The 25,242-nt window shown below is 61.7% G+C and carries 24 protein-coding genes; 10 read left to right on the top strand and 14 right to left on the bottom strand.

The window, feature by feature from the left end:
- Positions 1-43 precede the first annotated feature (43 nt).
- Positions 44-1,360 (bottom strand): ammonium transporter, encoded by a 1,317-nt coding sequence (locus tag CUR33_RS01110; RefSeq protein ID WP_282874347.1) that lies wholly within the window; start codon positions 1,358-1,360, stop codon positions 44-46.
- A gap of 36 nt (positions 1,361-1,396) precedes the next feature.
- On the bottom strand, positions 1,397-1,735 hold the full coding sequence (gene glnK / locus CUR33_RS01105; RefSeq protein WP_021700071.1) for a P-II family nitrogen regulator: 339 nt from the start codon (positions 1,733-1,735) through the stop codon (positions 1,397-1,399).
- A gap of 427 nt (positions 1,736-2,162) precedes the next feature.
- Here glnK and CUR33_RS01100 point away from each other — a divergent pair, with 427 nt between their 5' ends.
- Positions 2,163-2,432, top strand: a complete 270-nt coding sequence (locus tag CUR33_RS01100) for an accessory factor UbiK family protein (protein ID WP_170049849.1) — start codon at positions 2,163-2,165, stop codon at positions 2,430-2,432.
- 39 nt (positions 2,433-2,471) lie between these two features.
- The gene (locus CUR33_RS01095) at positions 2,472-3,971 is read left to right on the top strand and encodes a YifB family Mg chelatase-like AAA ATPase (RefSeq protein ID WP_289238439.1); all 1,500 of its coding nucleotides are present in this window, start codon (positions 2,472-2,474) and stop codon (positions 3,969-3,971) included.
- Positions 3,972-4,027: 56 nt separating this feature from the next.
- Here CUR33_RS01095 and CUR33_RS01090 read toward each other — a convergent pair whose 3' ends face one another.
- The gene (locus CUR33_RS01090; protein WP_282874361.1) at positions 4,028-4,816 is read right to left on the bottom strand and encodes a gamma-glutamyl-gamma-aminobutyrate hydrolase family protein; all 789 of its coding nucleotides are present in this window, start codon (positions 4,814-4,816) and stop codon (positions 4,028-4,030) included.
- A gap of 338 nt (positions 4,817-5,154) precedes the next feature.
- Positions 5,155-6,084, bottom strand: coding sequence for a LysR substrate-binding domain-containing protein (locus CUR33_RS01085; protein WP_289238438.1), 930 nt, complete (start codon positions 6,082-6,084; stop codon positions 5,155-5,157).
- Between the two features lie 138 nt (positions 6,085-6,222).
- Here CUR33_RS01085 and CUR33_RS01080 point away from each other — a divergent pair, with 138 nt between their 5' ends.
- Entirely contained in the window at positions 6,223-7,620 is a 1,398-nt protein-coding gene (locus tag CUR33_RS01080) for a NorM family multidrug efflux MATE transporter (protein WP_289238437.1), read from the top strand.
- Here the strand turns inward: CUR33_RS01080 and CUR33_RS01075 are convergent.
- The 5 genes from CUR33_RS01075 to CUR33_RS01055 form a co-directional block, all read right to left on the bottom strand.
- Positions 7,601-8,521, bottom strand: a complete 921-nt coding sequence (locus tag CUR33_RS01075) for an SdiA-regulated domain-containing protein (protein WP_160086653.1) — start codon at positions 8,519-8,521, stop codon at positions 7,601-7,603. The two genes, CUR33_RS01080 and CUR33_RS01075, sit on opposite strands and share 20 nt — an antisense overlap.
- 88 nt (positions 8,522-8,609) lie before the next feature.
- Entirely contained in the window at positions 8,610-8,957 is a 348-nt protein-coding gene (locus CUR33_RS01070; RefSeq protein WP_160086651.1) for a NirD/YgiW/YdeI family stress tolerance protein, read from the bottom strand.
- Positions 8,958-9,041: 84 nt separating this feature from the next.
- Positions 9,042-9,977, bottom strand: a complete 936-nt coding sequence (locus CUR33_RS01065; RefSeq protein WP_289238436.1) for an SdiA-regulated domain-containing protein — start codon at positions 9,975-9,977, stop codon at positions 9,042-9,044.
- Between the two features lie 113 nt (positions 9,978-10,090).
- Positions 10,091-10,756: a fumarylacetoacetate hydrolase family protein gene (locus tag CUR33_RS01060; protein ID WP_289238435.1), complete on the bottom strand. Its 666-nt coding sequence runs from the start codon at positions 10,754-10,756 to the stop codon at positions 10,091-10,093.
- A gap of 271 nt (positions 10,757-11,027) precedes the next feature.
- Complete coding sequence (locus CUR33_RS01055) at positions 11,028-12,422, bottom strand: FAD-binding oxidoreductase (protein WP_160086645.1); 1,395 nt, start codon at positions 12,420-12,422, stop codon at positions 11,028-11,030.
- A 185-nt stretch (positions 12,423-12,607) separates the two neighbouring features.
- Between CUR33_RS01055 and serA the strand changes: the two genes are divergently transcribed.
- Positions 12,608-13,837: a phosphoglycerate dehydrogenase gene (gene serA / locus CUR33_RS01050; protein WP_167146271.1), complete on the top strand. Its 1,230-nt coding sequence runs from the start codon at positions 12,608-12,610 to the stop codon at positions 13,835-13,837.
- Between the two features lie 71 nt (positions 13,838-13,908).
- Positions 13,909-14,691 carry a DUF4344 domain-containing metallopeptidase gene (locus tag CUR33_RS01045; protein WP_289238434.1) on the top strand — a complete coding sequence of 261 codons (783 nt, stop codon included), beginning with the start codon at positions 13,909-13,911 and terminating at the stop codon, positions 14,689-14,691.
- Here the strand turns inward: CUR33_RS01045 and CUR33_RS01040 are convergent.
- Positions 14,688-15,182, bottom strand: a complete 495-nt coding sequence (locus CUR33_RS01040) for a DUF523 domain-containing protein (protein ID WP_289238433.1) — start codon at positions 15,180-15,182, stop codon at positions 14,688-14,690. The two genes, CUR33_RS01045 and CUR33_RS01040, sit on opposite strands and share 4 nt — an antisense overlap.
- 221 nt (positions 15,183-15,403) lie before the next feature.
- On the opposite strand from CUR33_RS01040, the gene CUR33_RS01035 reads away from it, so the two are divergent.
- Positions 15,404-15,961: a DUF6160 family protein gene (locus tag CUR33_RS01035; RefSeq protein ID WP_354000936.1), complete on the top strand. Its 558-nt coding sequence runs from the start codon at positions 15,404-15,406 to the stop codon at positions 15,959-15,961.
- Positions 15,962-16,113: 152 nt separating this feature from the next.
- On the opposite strand, the gene CUR33_RS01030 is transcribed toward CUR33_RS01035, so the two are convergent.
- Positions 16,114-16,737, bottom strand: coding sequence for a 2OG-Fe(II) oxygenase (locus CUR33_RS01030; protein ID WP_289238432.1), 624 nt, complete (start codon positions 16,735-16,737; stop codon positions 16,114-16,116).
- 84 nt (positions 16,738-16,821) lie between these two features.
- Between CUR33_RS01030 and CUR33_RS01025 the strand changes: the two genes are divergently transcribed.
- Positions 16,822-17,589: a hypothetical protein gene (locus CUR33_RS01025; RefSeq protein WP_289238431.1), complete on the top strand. Its 768-nt coding sequence runs from the start codon at positions 16,822-16,824 to the stop codon at positions 17,587-17,589.
- Here CUR33_RS01025 and CUR33_RS01020 read toward each other — a convergent pair whose 3' ends face one another.
- Positions 17,590-18,522 (bottom strand): alpha/beta hydrolase, encoded by a 933-nt coding sequence (locus tag CUR33_RS01020; protein WP_289238430.1) that lies wholly within the window; start codon positions 18,520-18,522, stop codon positions 17,590-17,592.
- 85 nt (positions 18,523-18,607) lie between these two features.
- On the opposite strand from CUR33_RS01020, the gene CUR33_RS01015 reads away from it, so the two are divergent.
- Positions 18,608-19,216 carry a DUF6436 domain-containing protein gene (locus CUR33_RS01015; protein WP_289238429.1) on the top strand — a complete coding sequence of 203 codons (609 nt, stop codon included), beginning with the start codon at positions 18,608-18,610 and terminating at the stop codon, positions 19,214-19,216.
- Here the strand turns inward: CUR33_RS01015 and CUR33_RS01010 are convergent, their stop codons facing one another.
- Positions 19,217-20,005 (bottom strand): substrate-binding periplasmic protein, encoded by a 789-nt coding sequence (locus CUR33_RS01010; RefSeq protein WP_289238428.1) that lies wholly within the window; start codon positions 20,003-20,005, stop codon positions 19,217-19,219.
- 220 nt (positions 20,006-20,225) lie between these two features.
- Here CUR33_RS01010 and CUR33_RS01005 point away from each other — a divergent pair, with 220 nt between their 5' ends.
- The gene (locus CUR33_RS01005) at positions 20,226-21,725 is read left to right on the top strand and encodes a methyl-accepting chemotaxis protein (protein ID WP_282874370.1); all 1,500 of its coding nucleotides are present in this window, start codon (positions 20,226-20,228) and stop codon (positions 21,723-21,725) included.
- Here CUR33_RS01005 and CUR33_RS01000 read toward each other — a convergent pair.
- Positions 21,715-22,749, bottom strand: coding sequence for an AraC family transcriptional regulator (locus CUR33_RS01000; RefSeq protein WP_289238427.1), 1,035 nt, complete (start codon positions 22,747-22,749; stop codon positions 21,715-21,717). The genes CUR33_RS01005 and CUR33_RS01000 overlap by 11 nt on opposite strands.
- Positions 22,750-22,864: 115 nt before the next feature.
- Here CUR33_RS01000 and CUR33_RS00995 point away from each other — a divergent pair, with 115 nt between their 5' ends.
- The gene (locus CUR33_RS00995) at positions 22,865-25,240 is read left to right on the top strand and encodes a penicillin acylase family protein (RefSeq protein ID WP_289238426.1); all 2,376 of its coding nucleotides are present in this window, start codon (positions 22,865-22,867) and stop codon (positions 25,238-25,240) included.
- Positions 25,241-25,242 lie beyond the last annotated feature (2 nt).

The raw sequence follows: 25,242 nt of genomic DNA, 5'->3' as shown, positions 1-25,242 counted from the left end.
TCGGTTAAGGCGCCCGGGTTGGCCCCGGGCGCGCTCCGTGTGCTTACAGGTTGTAGCCGCGCTCGTTGTGCTCGGAGAGGTCAAGACCAACCGATTCAGCTTCTTCACTGACCCGCAGGCCCATCACCAGATCCAGCACCTTGAGGATGACGAAGGTGACGATGCCGGTGTAAACCACGGTAACCAGCACACCCACGATCTGGATCCAAACCTGGCCGCCGATGTCTTCCACCGAACCGAAGCCGCCCAGGGCCGGTGCAGCGAACACGCCGGTGAGGATGGCGCCGACGATGCCGCCGATACCGTGCACGCCAAAGGCATCCAGGGAGTCGTCGTAGCCCAGCTTGCGCTTGAGGCTGGTGGCGCAGAAGAAGCAGATCACGCCAGACGCCAGACCGATCACCAGTGCGCCCATCGGGCCGGCGGTACCGGCGGCCGGGGTAATGGCGACGAGGCCTGCAACCACACCGGAAGCGATGCCCAGGGCACTCGGCTTACCATGAGTGACCCACTCGGCGAACATCCAGCCCAGGGCAGCAGCAGCGGTTGCAATCTGAGTCACCAGCATGGCCATACCAGCGGTGCCGTTGGCAGCGATAGCCGAGCCGGCGTTGAAGCCGAACCAGCCGATCCACAGCATGGCTGCACCGATCAGGGTGTAACCCAGGTTGTGTGGCGCCATCGGAGTGGTCGGATAACCCTTGCGCTTGCCCAACACCAGACAGGCCACCAGACCGGCGATACCGGCGTTGATGTGCACCACGGTGCCACCGGCGAAGTCCAGCACGCCTTCATCCCACAGGAAAGCGCCGTCGCCGGACCAGACCATGTGGCACATCGGGGCGTAAACCAGGGTGAACCAAACACCCATGAAGATCAGCATCGCGGAGAACTTCATGCGCTCGGCGAAGGCACCGACGATCAGGGCCGGGGTGATAATGGCGAAGGTCATCTGGAAGACGATAAACACGCTTTCCGGGAAGGCGCCAATCAGGCTATCCGGCGTCAGACCACTGAGGAAGGCCTTGTTCAGACCGCCGATAAAGGAGTTGAGGTTGGTGACGCCCTTCTCCATACCTGTGGTGTCGAAGGCCAGGCTGTAGCCATACACAACCCAAAGAATACTGATCAGGCCGGTGATGGCGAAGCACTGCATCATCACCGACAAGACGTTCTTCGAACGCACCATGCCGGCATAGAAAAGCGCCAGACCTGGGATGGTCATGAACAGCACCAGCGCAGTGGCAGTCAGCATCCATGCTGTGTCACCGCTGTTCAACACAACCTCGTCAGCCAGGGCCAGGCCTGGAAAAACGAGGGACAAAAGGGCTCCTAGCCCTGCGATTTTTCGCAGAGTCATGGTTTAACTCCTGGGGCGTGGGGTTCGTTCGGAGGCTTAAACTGCGTCGGTGCCGGTTTCGCCGGTACGGATGCGGATCGCCTGTTCCAGGTTTACAACGAAAATCTTGCCGTCACCGATCTTGCCGGTGTTAGCAGCTTTGGTGATGGCCTCGATGACGCGATCGAGTTGATCGTCAGCGATGGCCACGTCGATTTTCACTTTTGGCAAGAAATCGACCACGTATTCAGCACCGCGATACAGCTCGGTATGGCCTTTCTGGCGACCGAAGCCTTTGACTTCAGTGACGGTGATACCCTGCACGCCGATCTCCGACAGTGACTCACGGACGTCGTCCAGCTTGAACGGCTTGATGATGGCAGTGACTAGCTTCATGTAACTCTCTCCCGTGTAAGGTGGACATGCCCCAGGAATTGCGAACCCGGGCCAAGTCTAAGCGCAGTGCCTGGCTTTTGTAATGCATCGCCGCCCTGATCCAGCAGCACCGATACTCACCAACCGCTCCCGACGAAGCACTTCCCCGCTTCGCCTGACGCACCGGAACTGCATCGGTGCATGCGTCGCAAGAGACAAAGCAGAAAGCTTGCCAGATCAGGTAAAACCGATTTATTTCATGCAGTTACCCGGCAAACGGGCGTTTTAGCCCGGTACTAGCCAACCGCCAGCGCACAACAACGGTGCAACAGCCCGCCAAGCAGCGCGCGAAAACCGTGCAGAACCCGCCAACCCCGTTCCAAGCCCGCCCGGCAAGCCCGATAAAGCTGCGTGCTACACTGCCGCCATCTGTAAATGGAACCTCATCATGCTGCCACCTAAAGCCCTACTAGACGCCCTGACCACCCACGCCTCGCGCCTATTCAACGGTGACGCGCCCCTGCCGCGCGGCGAGTTCGAAGCCCAGTTCAAAGTGCTGCTGCAAAGCGCCTTCAGCAAACTCGACTTGGTCAGCCGCGACGAATTCGACAGCCAGATGGTCGTACTCGCCCGCACCCGCGCCCGTCTGGAAGCCCTCGAAGCCAAGGTCGCCGAAATGGAAGCACGCAGCGCAGACACCCCAGCCACCCGCGAGTAACACACGCAGCGGATGCATCAGCCGATCAAGGAGTGATCGATGTCCCTGGCCATAGTCCACAGCCGCGCCCAAGTGGGTGTTGAAGCCCCTTCCGTCACCGTCGAAGCCCACTTGGCCAACGGCCTGCCCTCGCTGGCCCTGGTCGGCTTGCCGGAAACCGCCGTCAAGGAAAGCAAGGACCGGGTGCGCAGCGCCATCCTCAACTGCGCCTTCGAGTTCCCCCCCAGGCGGATTACCTTGAATCTGGCACCGGCCGATTTACCCAAGGACGGCGGGCGCTTCGACCTGGCGATTGCCCTCGGGATTCTCGCCGCCAGCGGACAGGTGCCAAGCAGCGCACTGGAGCCGCTTGAGTGCCTGGGTGAACTGGCGCTGTCCGGGGCGATTCGTCCTGTACAAGGCGTCTTGCCCGCCGCGCTAGCCGCCCGCACCGCCGGACGCACCTTAGTAGTGCCCAAGGCCAATGCCGAGGAAGCCAGCCTAGCCTCGGGACTCACGGTGATTGCCGTCGAGCACCTGCTGGAAGTCGCCGCCCACCTCAATGGCCAAACGCCGATTGCGCCCTATCAGGCCAAGGGCTTGCTGCGCCAAGTGCTGCCCTATCCCGATCTGGCCGAGGTGCAAGGACAGATCGCCGCTAAACGCGCGCTGTTGGTCGCAGCGGCCGGTTCGCATAACCTTCTATTTACCGGGCCACCCGGCACGGGAAAAACCCTGCTGGCCAGCCGCCTACCCGGCTTGTTGCCGCCACTGGATGAACAGGAAGCATTGGAAGTCGCTGCAATTCATTCCGTGGCCAGCCACGTTCCGCTTAGCGCCTGGCCGCAACGCCCCTTCAGAACCCCACACCACAGTGCCTCCGGTCCCGCGCTGGTCGGTGGCGGCAGTCGCCCGCAACCGGGTGAAATCACGTTGGCTCATCACGGCGTTTTATTCCTCGATGAGCTCCCCGAGTTTGACCGCAAGGTTTTGGAGGTGCTGCGTGAGCCCCTGGAAAGTGGCCAGATCGTGATTGCTCGGGCACGCGACAAAGTGCGTTTTCCTGCGCGCTTTCAGCTGGTGGCGGCGATGAATCCGTGCCCTTGCGGGCATTTGGGCGATCCATCCGGGCGCTGCCGCTGTTCCACTGAACAGATCCAGCGCTACCGCGGCAAACTCTCCGGCCCGTTGCTCGACCGCATCGACCTGCACCTCAGCGTGCCGCGGGAAACCACCCGACTGAACGCTGACGCCGAGCCCGGCCCAAGCAGCGCCGAACTGGCCGAGCAGGTGGTGCAGGCACGCCAGCAGCAACTGGCTCGCCAGGGCTGCGCCAATGCCCACCTCGATCTCAATGGCGTGCAGCAACATTGCAGCCTGCCGGGCGAAGACCGCCAGTGGCTGGAAAATGCTTGCGAGCGCCTGGGACTGAGCCTGCGTGCAGCACACCGCGTATTAAAAGTGGCACGCACCCTGGCCGACTTGGACAGTGCTGCACATATTCGCCGCAGCCACTTGGGTGAAGCCCTGCAGTACCGACCCAGCATCAGCGGGGCCTGAATCGCAGCCATAAAAAAGCCCCGCATGCGGGGCTTCTTAATATGCAGTTGGAACGCTTACTGGTCGCGGCGGGCTACCTGCTCACGACACGCATCACCGAACGCCTTGAAGATTTTCACCGAATGCGGGTTCTGCGCCGCCTGCCACTCCGGGTGCCATTGCACCGCCAGGGTGAACTGCTCGGCGCCCGGCAGGTGAATCGCCTCAACCAGACCGTCCTCGGCATGGGCCAGCGCCTCGACGCCCTCACCCAGCTGATCCAGCGCCTGGCCGTGCAGCGAGTTGACCGGGAACTCGGCCTCACCCATCAGCTCGGCAAACCAGCTACCCGGCAGCGCGCGCACGCTGTGGCTGTCGGCGTATTGCACCTCCACCGGAGCACTGGTGTCTTCGCGGTGGTCATTCATGCCCGGGACTTCGTAGACCTTCTGGTGGATATTGCCGCCCAGGGCCACGTTGATTTCCTGCATGCCACGGCAGATCGCGAACAGCGGCAGACCACGGGCCAATGCACCGCGTATCAGTGGAATATCAAACAGATCACGGTCCTTATCCTGGCCCTTAGTCGGGGTCAGGTTTTCCTGGCCGTAGAGGGCCGGATCGATATTGCTGCCCGCACCGGTCAGGTACACGCCATCGACCATCGACAGGTACTGCTCGATGTCATCCGCGCCGCAGCAGCTGGGCGCCAGCAGCGGCACACAGCCCGACAGTTCGACCAGCGGGGTTATGTATTTGTGGGTCATGACTTGATAGGCATGCCCTTTGCGCTCTTGAGCGCCCATGGACATCAGGACAACCGGTTTACGCGCGCCTGGGCGCTGTTTCGTATTGTTGTTGGACATACATCACCTTGGGGCAGCCGGGATTGGCTGCCGTTGTTGTGCAGAAGGGCCGACGGTTGTCACGCACCTTCTGTTTTACGGCTGATTGCGCCTGTCTAGCTGGCCGCCGCAGCGGCATCAGATGCGCGAGAAGCGCTCATCTGGCAGCCACAATCCTGAAGCCAGTCTGCCAAAGCCGTAAAATATGTCAAACAAATACGCTCGGATCGTTAAGAAATCAGACCGCAAGCAGCAGACAGCTCAATCTAAAACCGCATTAACCCTATGTTTTAAAAGCGTTAATACGAATAAGCCAACAAAGGATAGTCCAATATTTTTTACGCTCCACGCGTCACCCGCTAACGTGCCCGACTTCCCACCCGCTCAACCACCGGCAGCTGCATAGCCGCCACATCGGCTACCAGATAATCGCGCAAACGGCGAAAGCGCTCCTGGCCTCGGCGCGCCTTTGGCCATACCAGGTAGTAACTGTCGCCACTGGGTACGGCGCAGGGCCAGGGTAGGCCGAGCCGGCCTTGCGCGACATCCTCGGCGACCATCACCAGATCACCAATCGATACGCCATAGCCACGCGCCGCGGCCACCATGCCCAGCTCCAGGGTGTCGAAGACCTGGCCGCCTTTGAGCGGCACCTGATCCGCCAGGCCCATGGCCTGCAACCACTGTCGCCAGTCGCGGCGATCCGGAGTCGGGTGCAGCAGTTCGGCGGCCTGCAGACGTGCCAGATCCCAAGGTTGTTCGCTCAAGGCTTCTGGCGCGCAGACCGGAATCAACCATTCGGCAAACAGCTCGGTACTTTCCCATTCCTCCGGGAAATCGCCCTGACTGAGCAATACGGCGCAGTCGAACGGCTCATGCAGAAAGTCCACCTTATCCACGTCCATCCAGGCGCTGGTCAGTTGCACCTCACTGGCGCTGAGCAGGCGATAGCGCGACAGGCGCGCCAGCAACCAGCGCATGGTCAGCGTCGACGGGGCTTTCAGGCGCAGCACCGCGTCGTCGACACGCAGGGTGTTACAGGCGCGTTCCAACGCCTCGAAGCCATCGCGCAGCCCCGGCAGCAACATGCGCGCCGTTTCGGTGAGTTGCAGGCTGCGACCCCGACGCTCGAACAGGCGGCAGGCAAAGTGTTCCTCCAGGGTACGCACGTGACGGCTGACCGCACTCTGGGTGATCGCCAACTCTTCGGCGGCGCGGGTAAAGGAGCTGTGCCGTGCCGCCGCCTCAAAGGCGCGCAGGGCATAAAGCGGTGGTAGGCGCTGGCTCATGCACCCAACCCATGAGTAATAGTCATGCCTGTCATCGCTATTATCCTTTTGTGCTGCCACGGCTGGCTTATGAGAATAGGCGCATTCTCTGCCTGCGCGGATCACCCGGGCAAGTCTTCTAACTGAGTAGAACTCATCATGCTGCATCCGCTTCGTGGCGAACTGCGCGCCATCCTGAAACTTGCCGGGCCGCTGATTGCTGCGCAACTGGCGCATGTGCTGATGGTGTTTACCGACACCGTGATGATGGGCCTGCTCGGCCCCGCCACCCTGGCGGCCGGCGGGCTGGGCGCGGCCAGCTATTCCTTCGTATCGATCTTCTGCGTCGGGGTGATTGCCTCGGTTGGCAACCTGGTGGCCATCCGCCACGGCGCGCAGGACGCGGCCGGCGTCACCCGGCTGACGCAGAACGGCCTGTGGCTGGGCTGGGGCCTGGCGCTGCTGGCCGGCCTGGCGCTGTGGAACCTCGGCCCGGTATTGCTGCATTTCGGCCAGCAACCGGAGAACGTCAGCGGCGGCATGCAGTTTCTCTCCACCCTGGTGTTTGCCCTGCCTGGCTATATGAGCTTTATGGCGCTGCGCGGTTTTACCAGCGCCATCGGCCGCCCAGGCCCGGTAATGGCCATCAGCATTGGCGGCGCGCTGGCCAACTTCGTCCTCAACTATGCCTTGATCAAGGGCTGGTTCGGCCTGCCGCCACTGGGCCTGGCCGGCATCGGCCTGGTCACCGCCGTGGTGATGAATGTCATGGCACTGCTGCTGGCCTGGCATGTGTTGCACCACAGCGCCTACAGCCCTTATCCGCTGTGGCGCGGCTTGTTGCGGCCAGCCTGGGCCGAGCTGAAAGAGCTGCTGCGCCTAGGCCTGCCGATTGGCGGCACCTATGCGGTGGAGTCAGGCCTGTTTGCCTTTGCCGCGCTGTGCATGGGCGCGCTGGGCAGCACCCAACTGGCGGCGCACCAGATCGCAATCATGTCGGTGTACGTGGCGTTTATGGTGCCAGTGGGGATTTCCTACGCGGTGACCTTCCGTATCGGTCAGCACTTTGGTGCCGGCCGCCTGCAGCAGGCACGCCAAGCCGGTCGCCTGGGCCTTGGCCTCGGTGCGCTGTGCATGCTCGGTTTCGCCTGCCTGTTCTGGCTGGCGCCGCATTGGGTAGTGGGGCTGTTTCTCGACCACAACGACAGCGCCTATGCCGAGGTGGTGAGCCTGGCCGTGGCACTGCTGGCGATTGCTGCCTGGTTCGAGTTCTTCGATGGCATCCAGACCATCGCCATGGGCGCAATTCGCGGCCTCAAGGACGCCAAGACCACCTTCTGGGTTGGCCTCGGCTGCTACTGGGCAGTTGGCGCGCCACTGGCATGGGCTCTAGCCTTCCCGCTGGGCTGGGGCGCAGAAGGCGTTTGGTGGGGATTAGCCGGCGGCCTGGCCTGCGCCGCCATCGGCCTGACCCTGGGTTTTGAGTGGAAAACCGCGCGCCTGCTGCAACCGGCGGCCGCAGCCTTTACGCCACAGCCTAAGCGCCTGGTTTCTTGAAGCGATAGAACAGATTCGGCTCGCTAACCAGATAGAGCACGCCCTGGTTATCCATGGCGATGCCTTCACCCTGCGGTACGCTGCGTTTGAGGCCGTTACGTCCACCAAGCAGCGACAGGCTGCTGATCGGTTTGCCCTCGACATTCAGCTCCAGCACCAGGCGTGACTCGTCGGACAGCGCCAGCAAATGCCCGCTGCGCTCATCAAATTGCAGGCTGGAGAGGTCACGTACAAATAGCCCAGCGTCACGCTGCTGATCATCCACCACGTGCACGGCAAAGGGGCTCTGTGGGTCTCGCTGAGGAAAACCGTGAATCTCATAGATGCGCATCGGATCGCGCTCTTTGGCAACAAACAGACGCTGCCCAGCCGAATCGTAGGCCAAGCCCTCAAACCCCTTGTTGCCATTCAGGCCAATGCTCAACGAGAACTGCTGAGCCTGGTCGGCATGCAACTCGGTGGTGGCATCATCCACCCGCACCTTGATCAGACGCTGTTTACGCTCATCAGTGATCACATACAGGCCTGGGCTGATGTACTCAACCGCTTCAGCATCGCCAAAACCGTGCAAATCGATACGCCGTAGCAGCTCACCATCCAGCGATAACTCAAGCAGCTGCGGCTTCTGGTTGGTCACGGTGAACAGGCTGTTGCGGTCTGGGTCGAAGGTAAGCGCCGAGACATCATCGTTCAGGCCCTCGATCACGCGGGCCTCAAGGTCCACCTGATAATCCGCCAACAGCATGGAGCCCTGCTGCCCGCTACCGGCTTTCTGCCACTGCTGCACATTGAACCAAGCCCGCTCGAACAAACGGTACTCCTGCGCAAACAAGCCCAGCAGCAGCAAGGACAGCGCGACAAGGCTCAGCAGCAGACGTTTCAGGGTGAAATGATCTCGCATGACGCTTCACTCTCAACAATAACGGGTGGCACAACGGCGTCAGCCCGAAGCAGGGCTTCGGGCTGACATGGGCACATGATCGAGTGATTTACTTGACCAGTTCGAGGTACTCGACATCGATTTCGCGGCTGGTCAGGTCACGATCCACTTCACCACTGATCTTGACCACGGCCTTTTCAGAAATGGCCTGGGCCGGCCAATGCTCGTCGTCGATTTCGACATTGATGGTGCCGCTGGCATCTTTGAACTCATAGAGCTCATCCTGCAGACGCTTGACGATCTGCCCTTGCAGCACCACCGGGGTGTCATCGGCAGCATCCAGCGCCGCAGCTACCGTAGTGACCTGAGCAGTGGCGCCTGGGCCGGTATAACCGGTGGCCATGGCGGCGGTGGAGAACAGTGGAGCCAGCAGCAGAGCCAAGGTGAAACGCTTCATGGGGTAACCCTCTAATCAGTTAGGTGATGGGGCCAGAGTAGAGGGCCTAGCTGAAGCCAGGCTTAATCGGTGCTTAAGCCAAACTTAATCCGCAACAGCGGGCTGTTCGGCCACCGGGTCCTTGCGCAGGACGTAGAACAGGTTGGGCTCGCTGACGATATAGATATTGCCTGCCGCATCCATGGTCACCCCTTCGGCCTGCTCAATGCCGCCACGCAGGCCATTCATGCCGCGACTCAGGCTGATGAAGCTGACGGGCTCGCCCAGAGCATCCACCTCCAGCAGCAGACTGGATTCATCGGAAAGCACCAAGGCATGCCCAGTCCGAGGATCGTAGGTCAGTGAAGAAATATCACGCAGAAACAGGTGCCCGGAACTCATCGGCTCAAGGGTGCCCGTGGCACCGTCCTCGCCTGGAAACGGCAGACTGAACAACCCCAGCGGACCACGCTCCTTACCCAGCAGCACGCGCTCATTGCGCGAATCCCAGGCAATACCCTCGAAGCCCTTATTGCCGGCATCAATAAAGCCCAGGTCGAACGACGGTAGATCGGCAAACTCCAGGCGGCGTGTCAGAGCGCTGAGTTTGAAGGTGGTCAAGGTGCGCTTGCGCTCATCGATAATCGCCAGGCGGCCGTCGGACAGCATCTCGACCCCTTCGGGATTGGCGAAGCCGAGCAGATCGATACGCCGGAGCACCTGACCATCCAGGGTCAGCTCGATCAACTGTGGGTATTTCCCGGTCACGGTAAACAGGGTGTCGCTTTCCGCGCTGTAGGTCAGCCCGGACACCTCGTCGTCTTCCAGCCCTTGCAGTGGTTTGCCTTGCAGCACGGCCTTATAACCCGGCAACCAGATGCTTGCCTGCTGCTCGGCAGCACCCACCTGCTGCTGCTGAACCCAGAAGGAAAAGCGATCATCCCAGTGACGATAATTCATCACCAGTAGAGCAATCACGAGGAGGAGGAACAACACAATTAGCCAGCGCAGACGCACCAGCCGAGTAATCCAGATCGACATCGCACACAACTCAGCAGAACGATGGCTATCAGACTAGAGAGCAACCCTTAAGTTTCTATGACGCCACCCGACCAACAGGCACCTCCAGGTGCCTGCGTACACGGCCAGATGACCTAGAGCGCGCGACTGGCGAAACGGCTGTGGCCGACCAACTCCAGCACCAGCTCATCGCCCTTGTGCAGCGGGCCGACGCCCACTGGCGTGCCGGTGAGGATCACATCACCGGGCTGCAGGCTAAAGTGGCCACAGATGTGCTGGATCATAGGCAGAATCGGGTTGAGCATGTCGCGGCTGTTACCGTCCTGACGCACTTCGCCGTTGATCACTAGGCGGATGCCGATATCGGCGAGGTCTTCGACTGCATCGCCCGGCACGAACGGCGCCAGAACGCAGGCGCCGTCGAAGGATTTGGCGGTTTCCCAGGGGTAACCCTTGGCCTTGAGCGTGGCCTGTAGGTCACGCAGGGTCAGGTCCAAAGCCGGGGCGAAGCCGGAAATGGCATCACGTACTTCTTCAGCGTTCGGCGTGCGCGACAGCGGCTTGCCGATCAGCACGGCGATTTCCGCCTCGTAATGCACGTCACCCTTACCTTCAACCAGGGTAAAACCGTCATCCAGCGGCACCACGCAACTGCCCGTTTTGATAAACAGCAAGGGCTCGGTCGGAACCGGGTTATTCAGTTCTTTGGCATGCTCGGCGTAGTTACGACCGATGCACACCACCTTGCCCATGGGGAAGTGGATATGGGTGCCATCGACATACTGATGCTGGTAGCTCATAAGCAACTCCTGATGGGAATGCATGACGCCGCTCGTTGTGCGAGCAGACGGCGTAGAGCGGTAGCCCCGCCCTACGCTCTGAATTGTTGATCGCCCATGGTGGACGACCTTTCACGGGCTGTCGTTTCGACTAAAGACTTAATCAGCTTGCTGAAAGCGTTGCGAGCGAAGGCCAGGCAAGGCGGCGGAGTCGGGAAAAAGCGGAGTTGGCTTGTGCCAATGAGCATTTTTCCTGACTTCGCCAACGCAGCATAACCGAGCGCAGCAGCTTTCAGAGCGGGAAGATCTTGCCCGGGTTCATGATGCCGTTGGGGTCAAACACTGCCTTGATCGCCTTCATATAGCCAATCTCGGCTTCCGAGCGGCTGTAGGTCAGGTAATCGCGCTTGGTCATACCCACACCGTGTTCGGCGCTGATCGAGCCGTTGTACTTCTGTACGGTCTCGAACACCCACTTGTTGACGGTGGCGCACTTGGCGAAGAACTCGTCCTTGGACAGGTTCTCCGGCTTGAGGATATTCAGGTGCAAGTTGCCGTCGCCGATATGGCCGAACCAGACGATTTCGAAGTCCGGGTAGTGTTCGCCAACGATGCGGTCGATATCGTGCAGGAAGGCCGGCACCTTGGAGACGGTGACCGAAATATCGTTCTTGTACGGCGTCCAGTGGCTGATGGTTTCAGAGATGTACTCGCGCAGCTTCCACAGGTTCTGCAGTTGCTGCTCACTCTGGCTCATCACGCCGTCCAGCACCCAGCCCTGCTCGACGCAATGCTCGAAGGTGGCCAGAGCCGCTTCGGCGACTTCCTCAGTGGTGGCTTCAAATTCCAGCAGGGCGTAGAACGGGCAATCGGTTTCAAAGGCCGCCGGCACGTCACCACGGGCCATGATCTTGGCCAGGGCCTTATCGGAGAAGAACTCGAAGGCGGTCAGGTCCAGCTTGTTCTGGAAGGCATGCAGCACCGGCATGATCGAGTCGAAGTCCGGGGTGCCGAGCACCATTGCGGTGAGGTTCTTCGGCGCACGGTCCAGGCGCATGGTGGCCTCGACGACGAAGCCCAGGGTGCCTTCAGCGCCGATAAACAGCTGACGCATGTCGTAGCCGGTGGCGTTCTTGATCAGGTCCTTGTTCAGTTCCAGCAGCTCGCCGGTGCCGGTGACGACCTTCAGGCCAGCCACCCAGTTGCGGGTCATGCCGTAGCGAATCACCTTGATGCCACCGGCATTGGTGCCGATGTTGCCGCCAATCTGGCTGGAACCCGCCGAGGCGAAGTCCACCGGGTAATACAGGCCCTTGTCCTCAGCGAACATCTGCAGCTGCTTGGTCACTACACCGGGCTGGCATACCGCCGTGCGGTCGAATTCGTTGAAGTCGAGAATCTGGTTCATGTAGTCGAAGGCCACGACCACTTCACCATTGGCGGCCACGGCGCCGGCGGACAAACCGGTGCGGCCACCCGACGGCACCAGCGCGACCTTGTGCTGATTGGCCCAACGAACGATGGCCTGCACCTGCTCGATGCTCTTGGGGAAGGCAATCGCCAACGGCGCTGGGGCGAAGTGCTTGGTCCAGTCCTTGCCGTAGGTATTGAGGGAATCGGCATCGGTCAGCACCTTGCCGGGCTCAACCAGGGTCTTCAGCTCTTCGATCAGCGCAGGGTTGGTCATCTACGGAACTCTCAAACGATTCATGGTCACCCTGAGCACGCTTCATCTGCCAGGGTAGGTGTTTCGCGGGGCTCGTATGCTAGCATACGCCCCCCGTGAATCGTGCCCCCGAGCCGATCTGCGGGCTGCGGCCGGCGGCGTTCGGCCTCTTCCCTGACACTATTTGTGGGACAACAGGTACTCCGATGAGCAAGACCTCTCTCGACAAGAGCAAGATCAAGTTCCTTCTTCTTGAAGGCGTCCACCAGAATGCAGTGGACACCCTGAAGGCCGCTGGTTACACCAACATCGAGTACCTCAAGGGCGCACTCTCCGACGACGAGCTGAAAGAAAAGATCGCCGATGCGCACTTTATCGGTATCCGCTCGCGCACCCAGCTGACTGCCGAAGTCTTCGACTGCGCCAAGCGCCTTGTAGCTGTAGGCTGCTTCTGCATCGGCACCAACCAGGTTGACCTCGACGCAGCCCGCGAGCGCGGTATCGCCGTGTTCAACGCACCTTACTCGAACACCCGCTCGGTGGCCGAACTGGTGCTGGCCCAAGCCATCCTGCTGCTGCGCGGCATCCCCGAGAAGAACGCTTCCTGCCACCGTGGTGGCTGGATCAAATCGGCGGCCAACTCCTTCGAAATCCGCGGCAAGAAGCTGGGTATCGTCGGTTACGGCTCGATCGGCACCCAGCTCTCGGTACTGGCTGAAGCCATGGGCATGCAGGTGTTCTTCTACGACACCGTGACCAAGCTGCCGCTGGGCAACGCCACCCAAATCGCCAAACTGCACGACCTGCTGGGCATGTGCGACATCGTGTCGCTGCACGTGCCTGAGCTGCCATCCACCCAGTGGATGATCGGCGAGAAAGAAATCCGCGCCATGAAAAAGGGCGGCATTCTGATCAACGCCGCACGCGGCACCGTGGTTGAACTGGACCACCTGGCTGCTGCGATCAAGGACGAGCACCTGATTGGCGCCGCCATCGACGTGTTCCCGGTCGAGCCGAAATCCAACGATGAAGAGTTCGAAAGCCCGCTGCGTGGCCTGGACCGCGTGATCCTGACCCCGCACATCGGTGGCTCCACCGCCGAAGCGCAGGCCAACATCGGCCTGGAAGTGGCCGAGAAACTGGTCAAGTACAGCGACAACGGGACCTCGGTGTCCTCGGTCAATTTCCCCGAAGTGGCCCTGCCCGCGCACCCGGGCAAGCATCGCCTGCTGCACATCCACGCCAACATCCCGGGCGTGATGAGCGAGATCAACAACGTGTTCGCCGAAAACGGCATCAACATCTCTGGCCAGTTCCTGCAGACCAACGACAAGGTCGGCTACGTGGTCATCGACGTCGACGCCGATTACTCCGACCTAGCGCTGGAGAAGCTGCAGCACGTTAAAGGCACCATCCGTAGCCGCGTCTTGTTCTAACGCGGCGCAGACATTAAAAAGGCGACTTCGGTCGCCTTTTTAATGCGCGCTCGACACACCCAGGAATTCCTATGCTCACCCTTCCAGCCCGTTTTGCCCTGCTATTGGCCGGCTTACTAGCACTCGATTGCACTCAGGCCCAATCCAATTCCAACAAGTTGAGCGTGCGCTACGAGGCTGCGCCGCTTGAGCTGCGAGAAATCGCTGCACAGGCCGAACAGGATGCCATTCTCGAGGGTTGGCGTGGGCATATCGACGCGTTGCTGCCGGATCAGGGCCTGCAACTGCTGCTGACGATGCGCACATGCGATGAGGCCAACGCTTTTTACGACAGCGACGAACAGAGCATCATTTATTGCTATGAAGAGCTGCAAGACACGCAAAACAACTTCGCTCAATTTGAAGCCGAGGGCCAACTCAATGCCGAAGAGGCGCAGGCGTTCGCCGTCGGCTGGAGCGACTACCTGTTCTTCCACGAACTGGGCCACGCGCTGATCGATCAATTGGAAATCCCCATGCTGGGGCGCGAAGAAGATGTGGCCGATCAGATCAGCACCTACATTTGGGTGCACCGTGAAGATGGCGAGCACATACTCAACGGCACCATTTTCAGCTTTGGCGCGTGGGAAGACGACATCAGCGAAGACGGGCTGGCCGCGACGCACAGCCTGAACGGGCAACGCTATTACAACGTCATGTGCTGGGCATACGGTGCCGACATCGAGCGCTACAGCGATGCGGGCGATCAGCTCCCTGAGGAGCGCCGGGACAGTTGTGAAGAGGAGTATTGGCAGCTGGCCAATGCCATCGAACAGCTTCTGCCACTGCACTTCGATGATGATCAAGCGCCTTAATCAGTGCCATCCAGCACCGCCAGAAAGGCCTGCGCCGCCGCCAGTTCTTCTTCACTGAACACCCGCACCCCGGCGCGGCGCAAGGCCGCGGCCGTCACGCCTTCGCCAGCGACCTTGGTGCCGCTAAAACTGCCGTCATACGCCTCGAAATTGCCACACGAGGGACTGCGCGCCTTGAGCAGTGCCATACGGATGCCATGCTGCGCTACCAAGGCCAGAGCCTGCTGTGCGCCGTCAACAAAAGCCGCCGTGACATCCTCGCCATTCACCGTCAGCACCGGCAGCTGCCCGTCGAGTACTTTTGCCCCCTGACCGCCGGCAATTTCCGCCGGTGCGCGCGGAGTTGGCAGGCCACCGGCGACTTCCGGACACAGCGGCACAATGCGCCCCTCCTGCTGCCAGCGCTCCAGCAGGCTGAACGGGCCATGGGCGCCGCCGTCATAACGTACGCGCTGGCCCAGCAGGCAACGGCTCACCAGAATCTTCTGCATCACTCTCTCTCATTAGTCACCCGCCGTAACACCGTCAGGTTACTGCGCTTGCTGGCCGCCGATCAAAGGGACGGGCTGCCAGGCAGATTGCCAAGCACATCACGCCGGCAGCGCCATTCGCGCGCAACGCCGGCCTATCCTTCGGAGGGAAGCAACGCGGCCCGATGGCGCGCGCGCCAGGCCCGGCACAGACTCTCGGCACTCTAGTCGAGGACACTTCCATGCATCGCCCACTTCGCACCCTTGCCTTATCACTCGTTGCCAGCTTTACGGCCTACGCCCTGCCGAGCCAGGCGGCCTTACTGCCGATGGATAACCAGAGCTTGAGCGAGATCAGCGGTCAGGCCGGCATCAGCATCCGTGCCGACGTGCTGGCGACGATCAACCGGATCAGCTGGAATGACGATGGCGGCAGTGCGTCACTGCGCAACGTGAAAATCGACAACGGCTGCCTCACCCCCGCCAGCTGCCCTAACGGCTCTGGCGGCAGCTTTGCTTTCGGCACGGCGCAACTGGGGCTGACCCTGCCAATCTTCGGCGTCAACCTACCCACCTTGAAAATCGATGTGGTGTCCAATGGCAGCGGCCAACAGCAACTGCAACTAACCCTCCCCGACCTCACCACCATCAATGATCAACTGGTGGCCAGCGGTATCCCGGCGCAGCGCATTCGCGTTCGGGTCGCCGCCGACATGTACGTCGGTGAAAGCCGCCTGGGCAGCATCGAGATGCGCGACATCACTGATCTGCGGGGGACCTTCAAGGTCTGGGGCCACTAAGAACCTCCTCACGATCTGCTGCGCGTCGGCCCTGCAGCGTTAAAAACAGGCTCGGAATGCTCATGTACAAAAGTACACTCCGCTTCCTCGCCTGCTTTTGCCTTGCATGGCTCTAGCTCGCGAGATCGTGAACAGGTTCTAGCCAATCTTGACTAGAACGGCCCATTGCCCCGCCGGCGAAACCAGCCGGTCAGCGACAGTCGATCACGACTGGCCGGCAAGACCTCATGGGGCATGTCGGCGGATAGAAACAGCAGCAGGCTGCCCGCTTGAGGCAATACGTCGCGAGTCTCGCCATTCGGTAGATACAGACGCAGCGCGCCGCCTTGTTCGGCCTGCCAATCCTCATTGAGGTAAAACACCGCGGACACCGCGCGGCGGTCATCATCACGAAAGCGGTCCACGTGCTTCTGGTAGAACGCACCCGGTGGATACAGGGCGAAATGCCCCTCGAAATCCTCCAGCCCCAGGTACAAGCCCTGGTTCAGCGCCAAGCGCAGCTCATCAAACGCCTGTAGATATTGATCACAGGCCTCAGCCTGACCGACTTCCAGCCACTGAATATGATCGCCACGCACCCCTTCGCGGATCTGCTGCTGCGCGCCACGGCCGACGCCGGCGGGTGCCAATGCACCGTGTGCGGCACGTTTACGGCACTCTTCGGCCAGTTCGAAGGTCAGAGAGGGGGCAATAAACTGCGGCTGCAGCGACCAACCCTGTTCGGCCAGGTCGTCAACGATGCGGGTCAGGAGCGCGGTATGGGTATCGGTCGTCATGCCGGCGATTCTACCAGCGCCCTGCCGAGCCTCGACAAGCGTCAGCATGCCGCAGAAAATAGCCGCCCCTGAATGGAGTCCCTAATGCGCGCCCTTTCCGTTGTACTGACCCTGCTGCTCAGCCTGCCCGCCCTGGCCGACGATTACCTGCAGCTGTATCAGGCGGCCGGCTGGCCGCAACAGCGCATGCACTTCAGCGATGCCCTGCAGGCCGCCCAGGAACGCTACCGCAGCAGCCTGCCGCCGGCGGTGCATCAGGCATTGGTGAACAACAGCAACCAGCGCTTTGCCGCTGCGGCCGTGGATCAGCGCGCGCAACAAGGCCTGCGTGACAACCTCGGCGAGCCGGGCAGCGCCCTGCAGTTTTTCCAGTCACCACTGGGGCGCAAGATTGTCGATGCCGAATTGCTCGCCACCCGCAGCGATCAACTGGCGCGCTACGCCAACGGCCTGCCACGCAGTGAGGCCAGCGCCACCCGCCGCTTGCTGATTCGCCACCTGGCCCAGGCCCTGCCGGCGCGGGAAGCCGGTGCCGAAGTCAGCCTGGCCCTGGCCGGTGTAGCCGCCGACAGCCTCAGCCAGATGCTCCCCGGTCTGCTCGGGGGCGACAGCGCCCAGGCCATGCTTAATGGCCAGCGCCAGCGGTTGATGGAGCAAATCGGGGCGGATCTGGATAACACCCTGCTGCACGTCTACCGCGAGCTGAGCGACCCGGAGCTGGAAGAGTTCGTCAGTTTCGCCCAGTCCGATGCCGGCAAGGCTTACTACCAGGCTGCCCTGGCCGCCATCCGCAGCGGCCTGGCGGTTGGCCAGAGCAGCGCAGCGCTGGCTCCGGCGCAGCGCGGTATCTGATTAGCTCAACCGCTGGCTAAGAAACTCGAAATAGCGCTGGCGCAAGGCCGGCGTTTCGTTGGCCAGGTGGTGCCGCGCCTCGGGCAAACGCAGCATCTGCGGGTCAGCGAACTTGTCCTGCAGCACCCGCAGGTTGTAGCGCCAGGCCACCGTCATGTCGGCTTCCCCCTGAATGATCAGAGGGCTGCGCGCACTGCGCGGCGCGGCTTCGATGTGCGGTACCCACCGGCTGAGCGCCCCAACCCAGGCGGTCGGCAAATTGCGCGGCTGCAGCGGATCCTGGTGGTGAACAAAATCGATAAACTCGGCATCGCTGGAATTGACGCTGAAACGCCGGGGAATCTCGCTAACAAAGCGCTTCATGATGCGGTAACTGAACTGCGACCAGCCCCAGGCGCGTGGCCGCACCAGCGGTGCCAACAGAATGGTTTCACCGATGTCCGGCCCCGGTGCGCCGGTCAGCAGGTAATCAATCAGAATCGCCCCACCCGTACTCTGCCCGCACAGGTGCCAGGGCTGCGGCAACGCCAGGGCTGCCGCTTCGGCCAGCACCGCGCGCAACACCGTTTGATACTCGCTGAACGCACCGATGCTCGCCCGCGCACCGCTGGACAAGCCATGCCCCGGCAGGTCGAAAGCCAGCACGGCAAAACCCATTTCAAGAGCCCATTCGATCACATGGCGATACAGGCCAACGTGGTCGTAATAGCCATGCAGCAGCACCAGCGTGGCACGCGGCTGCTCAGGCCACCAAGCCTGCACGGCAATCTGGTAACCGGCGGCCTGCAGCGTACCCATGCGGGTGTGCGTCGCCCAGGTATCGCTGAAGCCGTAAAACTGCCGGTAGGCCTGTTCGGCCGGTGAAAGCGCAGCGGCTGCGGCCAAGGGTCGCAGACTGGCAAGCAGGTTTTCGGGCTGAAACGGCTCTGGCATAGGGCTTCCATCAAACTTACGGAGTAATCACAGGCCATCCTGGGCCGCGCAATCAGGTTGCGGATATTCAGCTGTCGCGCCAGTCATGGCAAGCTGCGCGCCTGTTTGCCGAAGGCTGCTCATGACTCGACCCACGCGCAAGACCCTACTCGCCAGCCTACTGATTCTGCTCTGGGCAGCCGCCATGCTGGCCGCCTACTGGTGGTACGAAGCACGCTACCTGCGCAGCTTCAGTGAACAAACCGCGCTGTTATATGGCGAACAACTGCGTCTGCCCGACGAGCTGGCCGGCCCTGGGCCAATTCGCCTGGTGCATTTTTGGGACCCCGCCTGCCCGTGCAATGTTGGCAATCAACAGCACCTGGCCGAATTGATCGAACGCTTCGGCGCCCAGGGCGTTACCTTCTATGCCGTACAAAAACCCGGCACCAACGGTCAACTGCCCAGCACCCTGAGCGCCCTGCAACCCCTGGCTGAACTGGCTGGCAGCGCGCAAATCCCCGCCAGCCCGGCGGTGGCGATCTGGGATCGCAATGGCCAATTGGCCTACTTCGGCCCCTACAGCGAAGGCGCTACCTGCACCTCCAGCAACAGTTTTATCGAGCCGATTCTCGACGCCTTGGTCGCCAATCGCCCGGTCAACGCCAGCAACACCCTGGCGGTGGGCTGTTTCTGCGACTGGCAACGCCACTGACTAGCGCAGACCATCCGGGCTAAAGCGCTGATAGATCTGCTGCGCTTCACCGCTGGCCTGCAGTTGTTTGAGTTGATGATCAAACTGCGAGATCAGCCGTTCACCACGCGGCGAGCCCCTACTGACCAGCAGATAGAACGCTTTGCTTGCGACCAGTGGCATATGCCGCAGCTGCTCATGGCCCTGATAAATACCCAGCGCCAGGCCGCCATACAACGGCTCAATCTCGCTGGGGAAGAAGTCGCAACGTTGGCGCTGCAGCATATCCAGGTTCTGCTGAATGCTGGGGAAGCGCTTGATCGGCTCGCCCAAGCCAAACGGCTGGTAGTTGTAGCCAATCACACCACACACCCGATAGGGCTGCAGGTTCTGCAGCAAGGCGGGCAACGGCACTTCGGCAAAGCGCTGCGCGGAGTAGAACAGCCCCAGACGCGCTTCATACAGCTGCGCGCTGTAATAGACATAGGCGGCACGCTCCGCGTTGTAGCTGGCATCCCAGGTCAGCTCGCAGCGACCCTTTTCAGCAAAGTCTGCCAGCTCCTGCTGCACCCGCGCCCAGGGCATGTAGTGCACCTCATAGGGCAGCTGCAAACGCTGCAGAATCGCCAGCACCAGGGTGCTGGCCGACCCAGTCAGACGGCTGCGGTCCACCTCGCCATCGCTGCGCTGCCAATAGGTGTAGGGCGGCCACTCGTTACTATCGCCCAAGCAGATCTGCACTGGCGGCGTTGCGGCCAGACAGGGCAGCCCGATCAGGGTAAACCAGGCACCGACTAGCACCCGCTGCATAAGCATGACCTCCTTGCATGCTTATGAGGCTAGATCAGTCTGAGACCAGCACGGTACCCACTGACCGCCGGCGACATGCACTGAGCCCTGCATGTTTACCGAATAAAATTGTACAAATGACATACCATGTACAACTTATAACCATAGAAAAGCCCTGCGCACCCACGGACGGCTGCCATACTTGATACGAATACCACGCTACTTTTTTAGGTCTTTCGCCATGCCTAGCCGTCTTTCACCCTTAGAGCTGCACTACCGTAAAGCGGACCGCATCATGCTGATGGTGCTGTGGCTGATGTTTCTTTACTCGCTGGGTCTGGCGCTCTGGCACGGTACTTGGGGCCAAGCCTTGCTGGTGGGCGGTGGAACAGCGGCGGTGATGACCGTACTGCAGCAGCTGATTGCCGGGCGCCGTCTGCTGCGCTGCGCGATTGGTGCAGCGTTTATGGTGATGTCCGCACTGCACATCAACCAGGCGGGCGGCATGCTGGAAATGCACTTCGGTATTTTCGTGTTGCTGGCGTTTCTGGTGTATTACCGCGACTGGCTGCCGATCGTGGTGGCGGCTGCCGTGATTGCAGTTCACCACCTGGGCTTCTATGCCCTGCAAACCCAAGGGTTCAGCGTCACAGTGGTGGCACAAGGCAGCTGGCCCATCATCTTCCTGCATGCGTTCTACGTGGTGCTGGAAAGCGCGATCCTGATTTACCTGGCCCTGCAAACCCATGCCGAAGCCGTGGAGGGGGCCGCCCTGATGCAAACCGCCGAACAACTCACCGAAAATGACGATGCCATTGACCTGAGCTACCGCAGCAATGCTGAAGGTAAAGTCAGCAAGCGCTTTAACCGCTTCCTCGACACCCTGGATGAGCTGGTTGGCGAAGTAATCAAAGACACCCAGGGCCTGCAAACGATGGGCGACAACCTGGCCCAAGCCACCGATCATCTGCGCAGTGGTGCCGATCGCCAGCAAGGTGAAATCGTCTACATGAGCTCAGCCATGCAGCAGATGAGCAGCGCCATTGATGAAGTGGCCGGGCATGCCGATGGGGCTGCCAGTGCCGCGCAAACGGCCAACCAGCAAGCCGCCGAAGGCAGCCGTTCGGTCAATCATGTACGCAGCGAAATCGGTAAGCTGGCCGCTCAGATCGACGTCACCGAAGGTGAAGTGCAGGCGCTGGCCAACCAATCTGAACAGATCGGTAAGGTGTTGGAAGTGATCCGTTCGATTGCCGAACAGACCAACCTGCTGGCTCTCAACGCCGCCATCGAAGCTGCCCGCGCCGGTGATCAGGGCCGTGGCTTTGCTGTAGTCGCCGACGAGGTGCGTAACCTGGCACAGAAGACCGCTCTGTCCACCGCCGAAATTCAGCAGATCATCAGCCGCTTGCAACAAGGCAGCCGTCAGGCCGCCGAAGCCATGCAGCAGAGCCGCGACAGCGTGCGCAGTTGCGTACAGGACAGCCAGGCCACTGCCGACCTGCTCGGCGCCGTGGCGCAGGACATCAGTTCGATCACTCAGATGAACGAGCTGATTGCCGCCGCCACCCACCAGCAGGCGGCCGTCAGCGCGGAGGTCAGCCAGCACCTGACAAGCGTGCAACAGGTCGCGGAACAAAACCTCAGTGATGCTGAAGCCCTGAGTCACGATGGCCAGCAACTCAGCCACTTGTCTGAGCGGTTGAGCGACCTGAGCAGGCGCTTCCGCGTCAGCCGCTAGTGCGGTAAGCCAGCGGGGTCGCGCCCTGCCAGCGCTTGAACGCACGGTAGAACGGTGACAGCTCGGCAAAACCACAGGCGCGGGCCACTTCACGGATAGCCATGCCGCTTTCCAGCAGAGCCTGCGCACGCAGGCGACGCACCTCATCGTGCAGCTGGCGAAAGCTCTGCTGCTGTTCGGTCAGCGCCCGCTGCAGCCCGCTGACGCTGTAACCCAGCGCGGTGGCGCAGCGGGGCAGGTCGCACAGCTGTACGCCCAGGTTGACCTCCAGCCAATAGCGCACGCGGTTGAGCAGCTGGTTTTCCTCCAACTCGGCCAGCTCCACTTCCGCCTGCGCCCAGAGCACCGCGAACAACCGTGGGTTGGCGCTGCGCGAGGGCCGGCTGAGCCAGGCGCGCGGGAAGATCAACGCATCATGCGCCTGGGCAAAACGCGGCAGCAGGCCAAACAGCCGGCGATGCTCGCTCAGGCGGCGCGGGGCCGGGTGGCGAAACTCCACGCCATCGAGCGCAAAGCCGCCGTCGTTGACGCTGGCGAGCATCTTCTGCAGCAGCAGCGCCAGGCACTCCATCTGCTGGCGCAACGAACCCACGCCACGGTAATTGAGGTCGAAGATCAGGCGCGCCTGCTCGCCCTCCAGCTCCAGCTCCAGCCGCGCGGCAAAACCGCCGGAAAGGATGTGCTGAAAGCGCACAAAACTCTCCACTGCCTGGCCCAAGTCGCGGCTGGCCAACAACAGGTAACCCACCACATCCATCGGCCGTGGCTGCATGGTTTCACCCAGGTGCAGACCGATATCGTCATCGCCACTGATGCCGGCCAGCGCCTGCCAGAAACGTGGCGCGTTGTCGTGGTCCTCACGGGCATTGAGCAGCGGCGGCGCCAGTACTACGCCCTGATACGCCTGGCGATAGGTGTCGGTGGGGTCCAACCCCAACCCCGCCAAGGCTTCGTAGAGCAGGCGGCGCAAAGTTGAAGAATGGGTCAACGCGCTGGCAATGCTGTTGTGCGGATCGTGTGGCATAGCGGCCTCTTGGATTGACCAAAGACTTTCACTCTTGCCGTGTTGGGTCAATGCCTGCGCAGTCGGCAGTGCGCACAATGACCAGGCTGATAAAACCTATAACAAGGAAAACCCCATGAAACGCACCCTGACTGCCCTGGCTCTGATCGTCGCGGCCTCTGCCGCCGGCGCTTACTGGTACATCGACAGCAAGCAGCCGCAACGCGACGGCGAGCTGCAACTGAGCCATCTGCAGGCCGCAGTCACGGTGGATTACGACGAACGCGGCGTGCCGCATATCCAGGCGCAGAATGAGGCCGATATGTACCGCGCGCTCGGTTATGTGCACGCCCAGGACCGTCTGTTTCAGATGGAAATCCTCCGCCGCCTGGCCCGTGGCGAGCTGGCCGAGGTGCTCGGCAGCAAGCTGGTCGACACCGACCGCCTGTTCCGCACCCTGGGCATCCGCGAACACGCCGACCGTTACGCCGCGAAGATGGACATGAACGCCCCAGCCAGCAAAGCGCTAGAGGCTTACCTGGATGGAATCAACCAATACCAGGCCAACCACCCGGCGCCGATCGAGTTCGATGTGCTGAGCATTGAAAAACGCCCGTTCAACGTCGCCGACACCCTCAGCGTCGCCGGCTATATGGCCTACAGCTTCGCTGCGGCCTTTCGCACCGAGCCAGTGCTGACGCACATCCGCGATCAGCTGGGCGCCGATTACCTCAAGGCCTTTGACCTCGACTGGCACCCGCAGGGCGTGGTCGGGCAAAACCTCGCGGCCGGCGACTGGCAGGACCTCAATGCCATCGCCGAGTTGAGCCACGCCGCGCTGCTGGATGCCGGCCTGCCGCAGTTCGAGGGCAGCAACGCCTGGGCGGTCTCCGGCAGTCGCACCGCCAGCGGCAAACCGCTGCTGGCCGGCGACCCGCATATCCGCTTTGCCGTGCCGTCAGTGTGGTACGAGGCCAACCTGAGTTACCCCGGTTTCAGCCTGTACGGCCATCACCAGGCGCTTAACCCAGTGGCCTCGCTGGGCCACAACCGCGACTTTGCCTGGAGCATCACCATGTTCCAGAACGACGACCTTGATCTGATTGCCGAGAAAACCAACCCGGACAACCCCAACCAGGTCTGGTACCGCGGCCAGTGGGTCGAGCTGCAAAGCCGTGAGGAGCTGATCAGCGTCAAGGATGCCGAGCCAGTGCGCCTGACCATCCGCCGCTCGCCGCACGGCCCGATCATCAACAGCGCTTTGGGTGAAACCGTCGCCAGCACGCCGATTGCCATGTGGTGGGCCTTCCTCGAGACCGAAAACCCGATCCTCGATGGCTTCTATCAGCTCAATCGCGCCGCCACGCTGGAGCAGGCCCGCACCGCCGCTGAGCAAATCGAAGCGCCCGGGCTTAACGTGGTATGGGCCAATGCCACAGGCGATATCGGCTGGTGGGCGGCGGCGAAACTGCCGCGCCGCCCGGCCGGGATCAACCCGAGCTTTATCCTCGACGGCAGCAACGGCGAAGCGGACAAAGACGGCTACTACCCGTTCAGCGCCAACCCGCAGGAAGAAAACCCCGAGCGCGGCTATATCCTCTCCGCCAACTACCAGCCCGTGTCACCGACCGGCATGGCGATTCCGGGTTACTACAACCTGGCCGATCGCGGCCAGCGCCTGGACGAACGCCTGCGCGACACCAGCGTGAAGTGGGATGTGCACAACAGCCAGGCGCTGCAACTGGAGCCAGGCACCGGCTACCCGCAACGCCTGCTCGCCCCGCTGGAAGCTGATCTGCGGGCTGCCGCCACTGGCAGCGAAGAGCAGGCGCTGGTCGAGCAGCTGCTGAGCTGGGATGGCCAGCATCAGGTCGATAGCACCGCGGCTCCGCTGTTCAACCAGCTGGTTTACCAACTGGCACGTGAAGCCATGGCCGACGAGCTAAGCGAAGCCTTCTTCACTAACCTGCTGCAAACCCGCGTGCTCGACAGCGCTCTGCCGCGTCTGGCCGCCGATGCCAGCTCGCCCTGGTGGGACAAGCGCGGCAGCGAAGCCGTGGAAAGCCGCGCCGACACCGTCAAAGCCGCCTGGCAGGCCAGCCTCGCTCATCTGCGCAGTACCCTCGGTGACGACAGCGCGAAATGGGCCTGGGGCAGCGCGCACACCCTGACTCACAGCCACCCGCTGGGCCAGCAGAAACCGCTGGATAAACTGTTCAACGTCGGTGCCTTTGCCGCACCGGGCGGGCATGAAACGCCGAACAACCTCTCGCAACCGGTCGGCCCAGCGCCCTGGTCGGTGGTGTACGGCCCCTCGACCCGCCGCCTGATCGATATGGCCGACGCCGGCAGCGCCCTGGGCATCAACCCGGTGGGCCAGAGTGGCGTGCTGTTTGATCAGCACTACAAGGACCAAGCCGAACGCTATATTCGAGGTGAGTACGTGCCGATGCACCTGGATGCCGAGGCGATCAAGGCCAATAGCCGCAGCCAGCTGATTCTGCGCCCATAAGC

Origin of the sequence: Pseudomonas sp. FEMGT703P, assembly GCF_002786345.1 — a bacterium.
Classification (GTDB): Bacteria; Pseudomonadota; Gammaproteobacteria; order Pseudomonadales; family Pseudomonadaceae; genus Aquipseudomonas; species Aquipseudomonas peli.
Note: the sequence above shows the minus strand (reverse complement) of the source record. Positions and strands in the feature narration are given on the sequence as shown.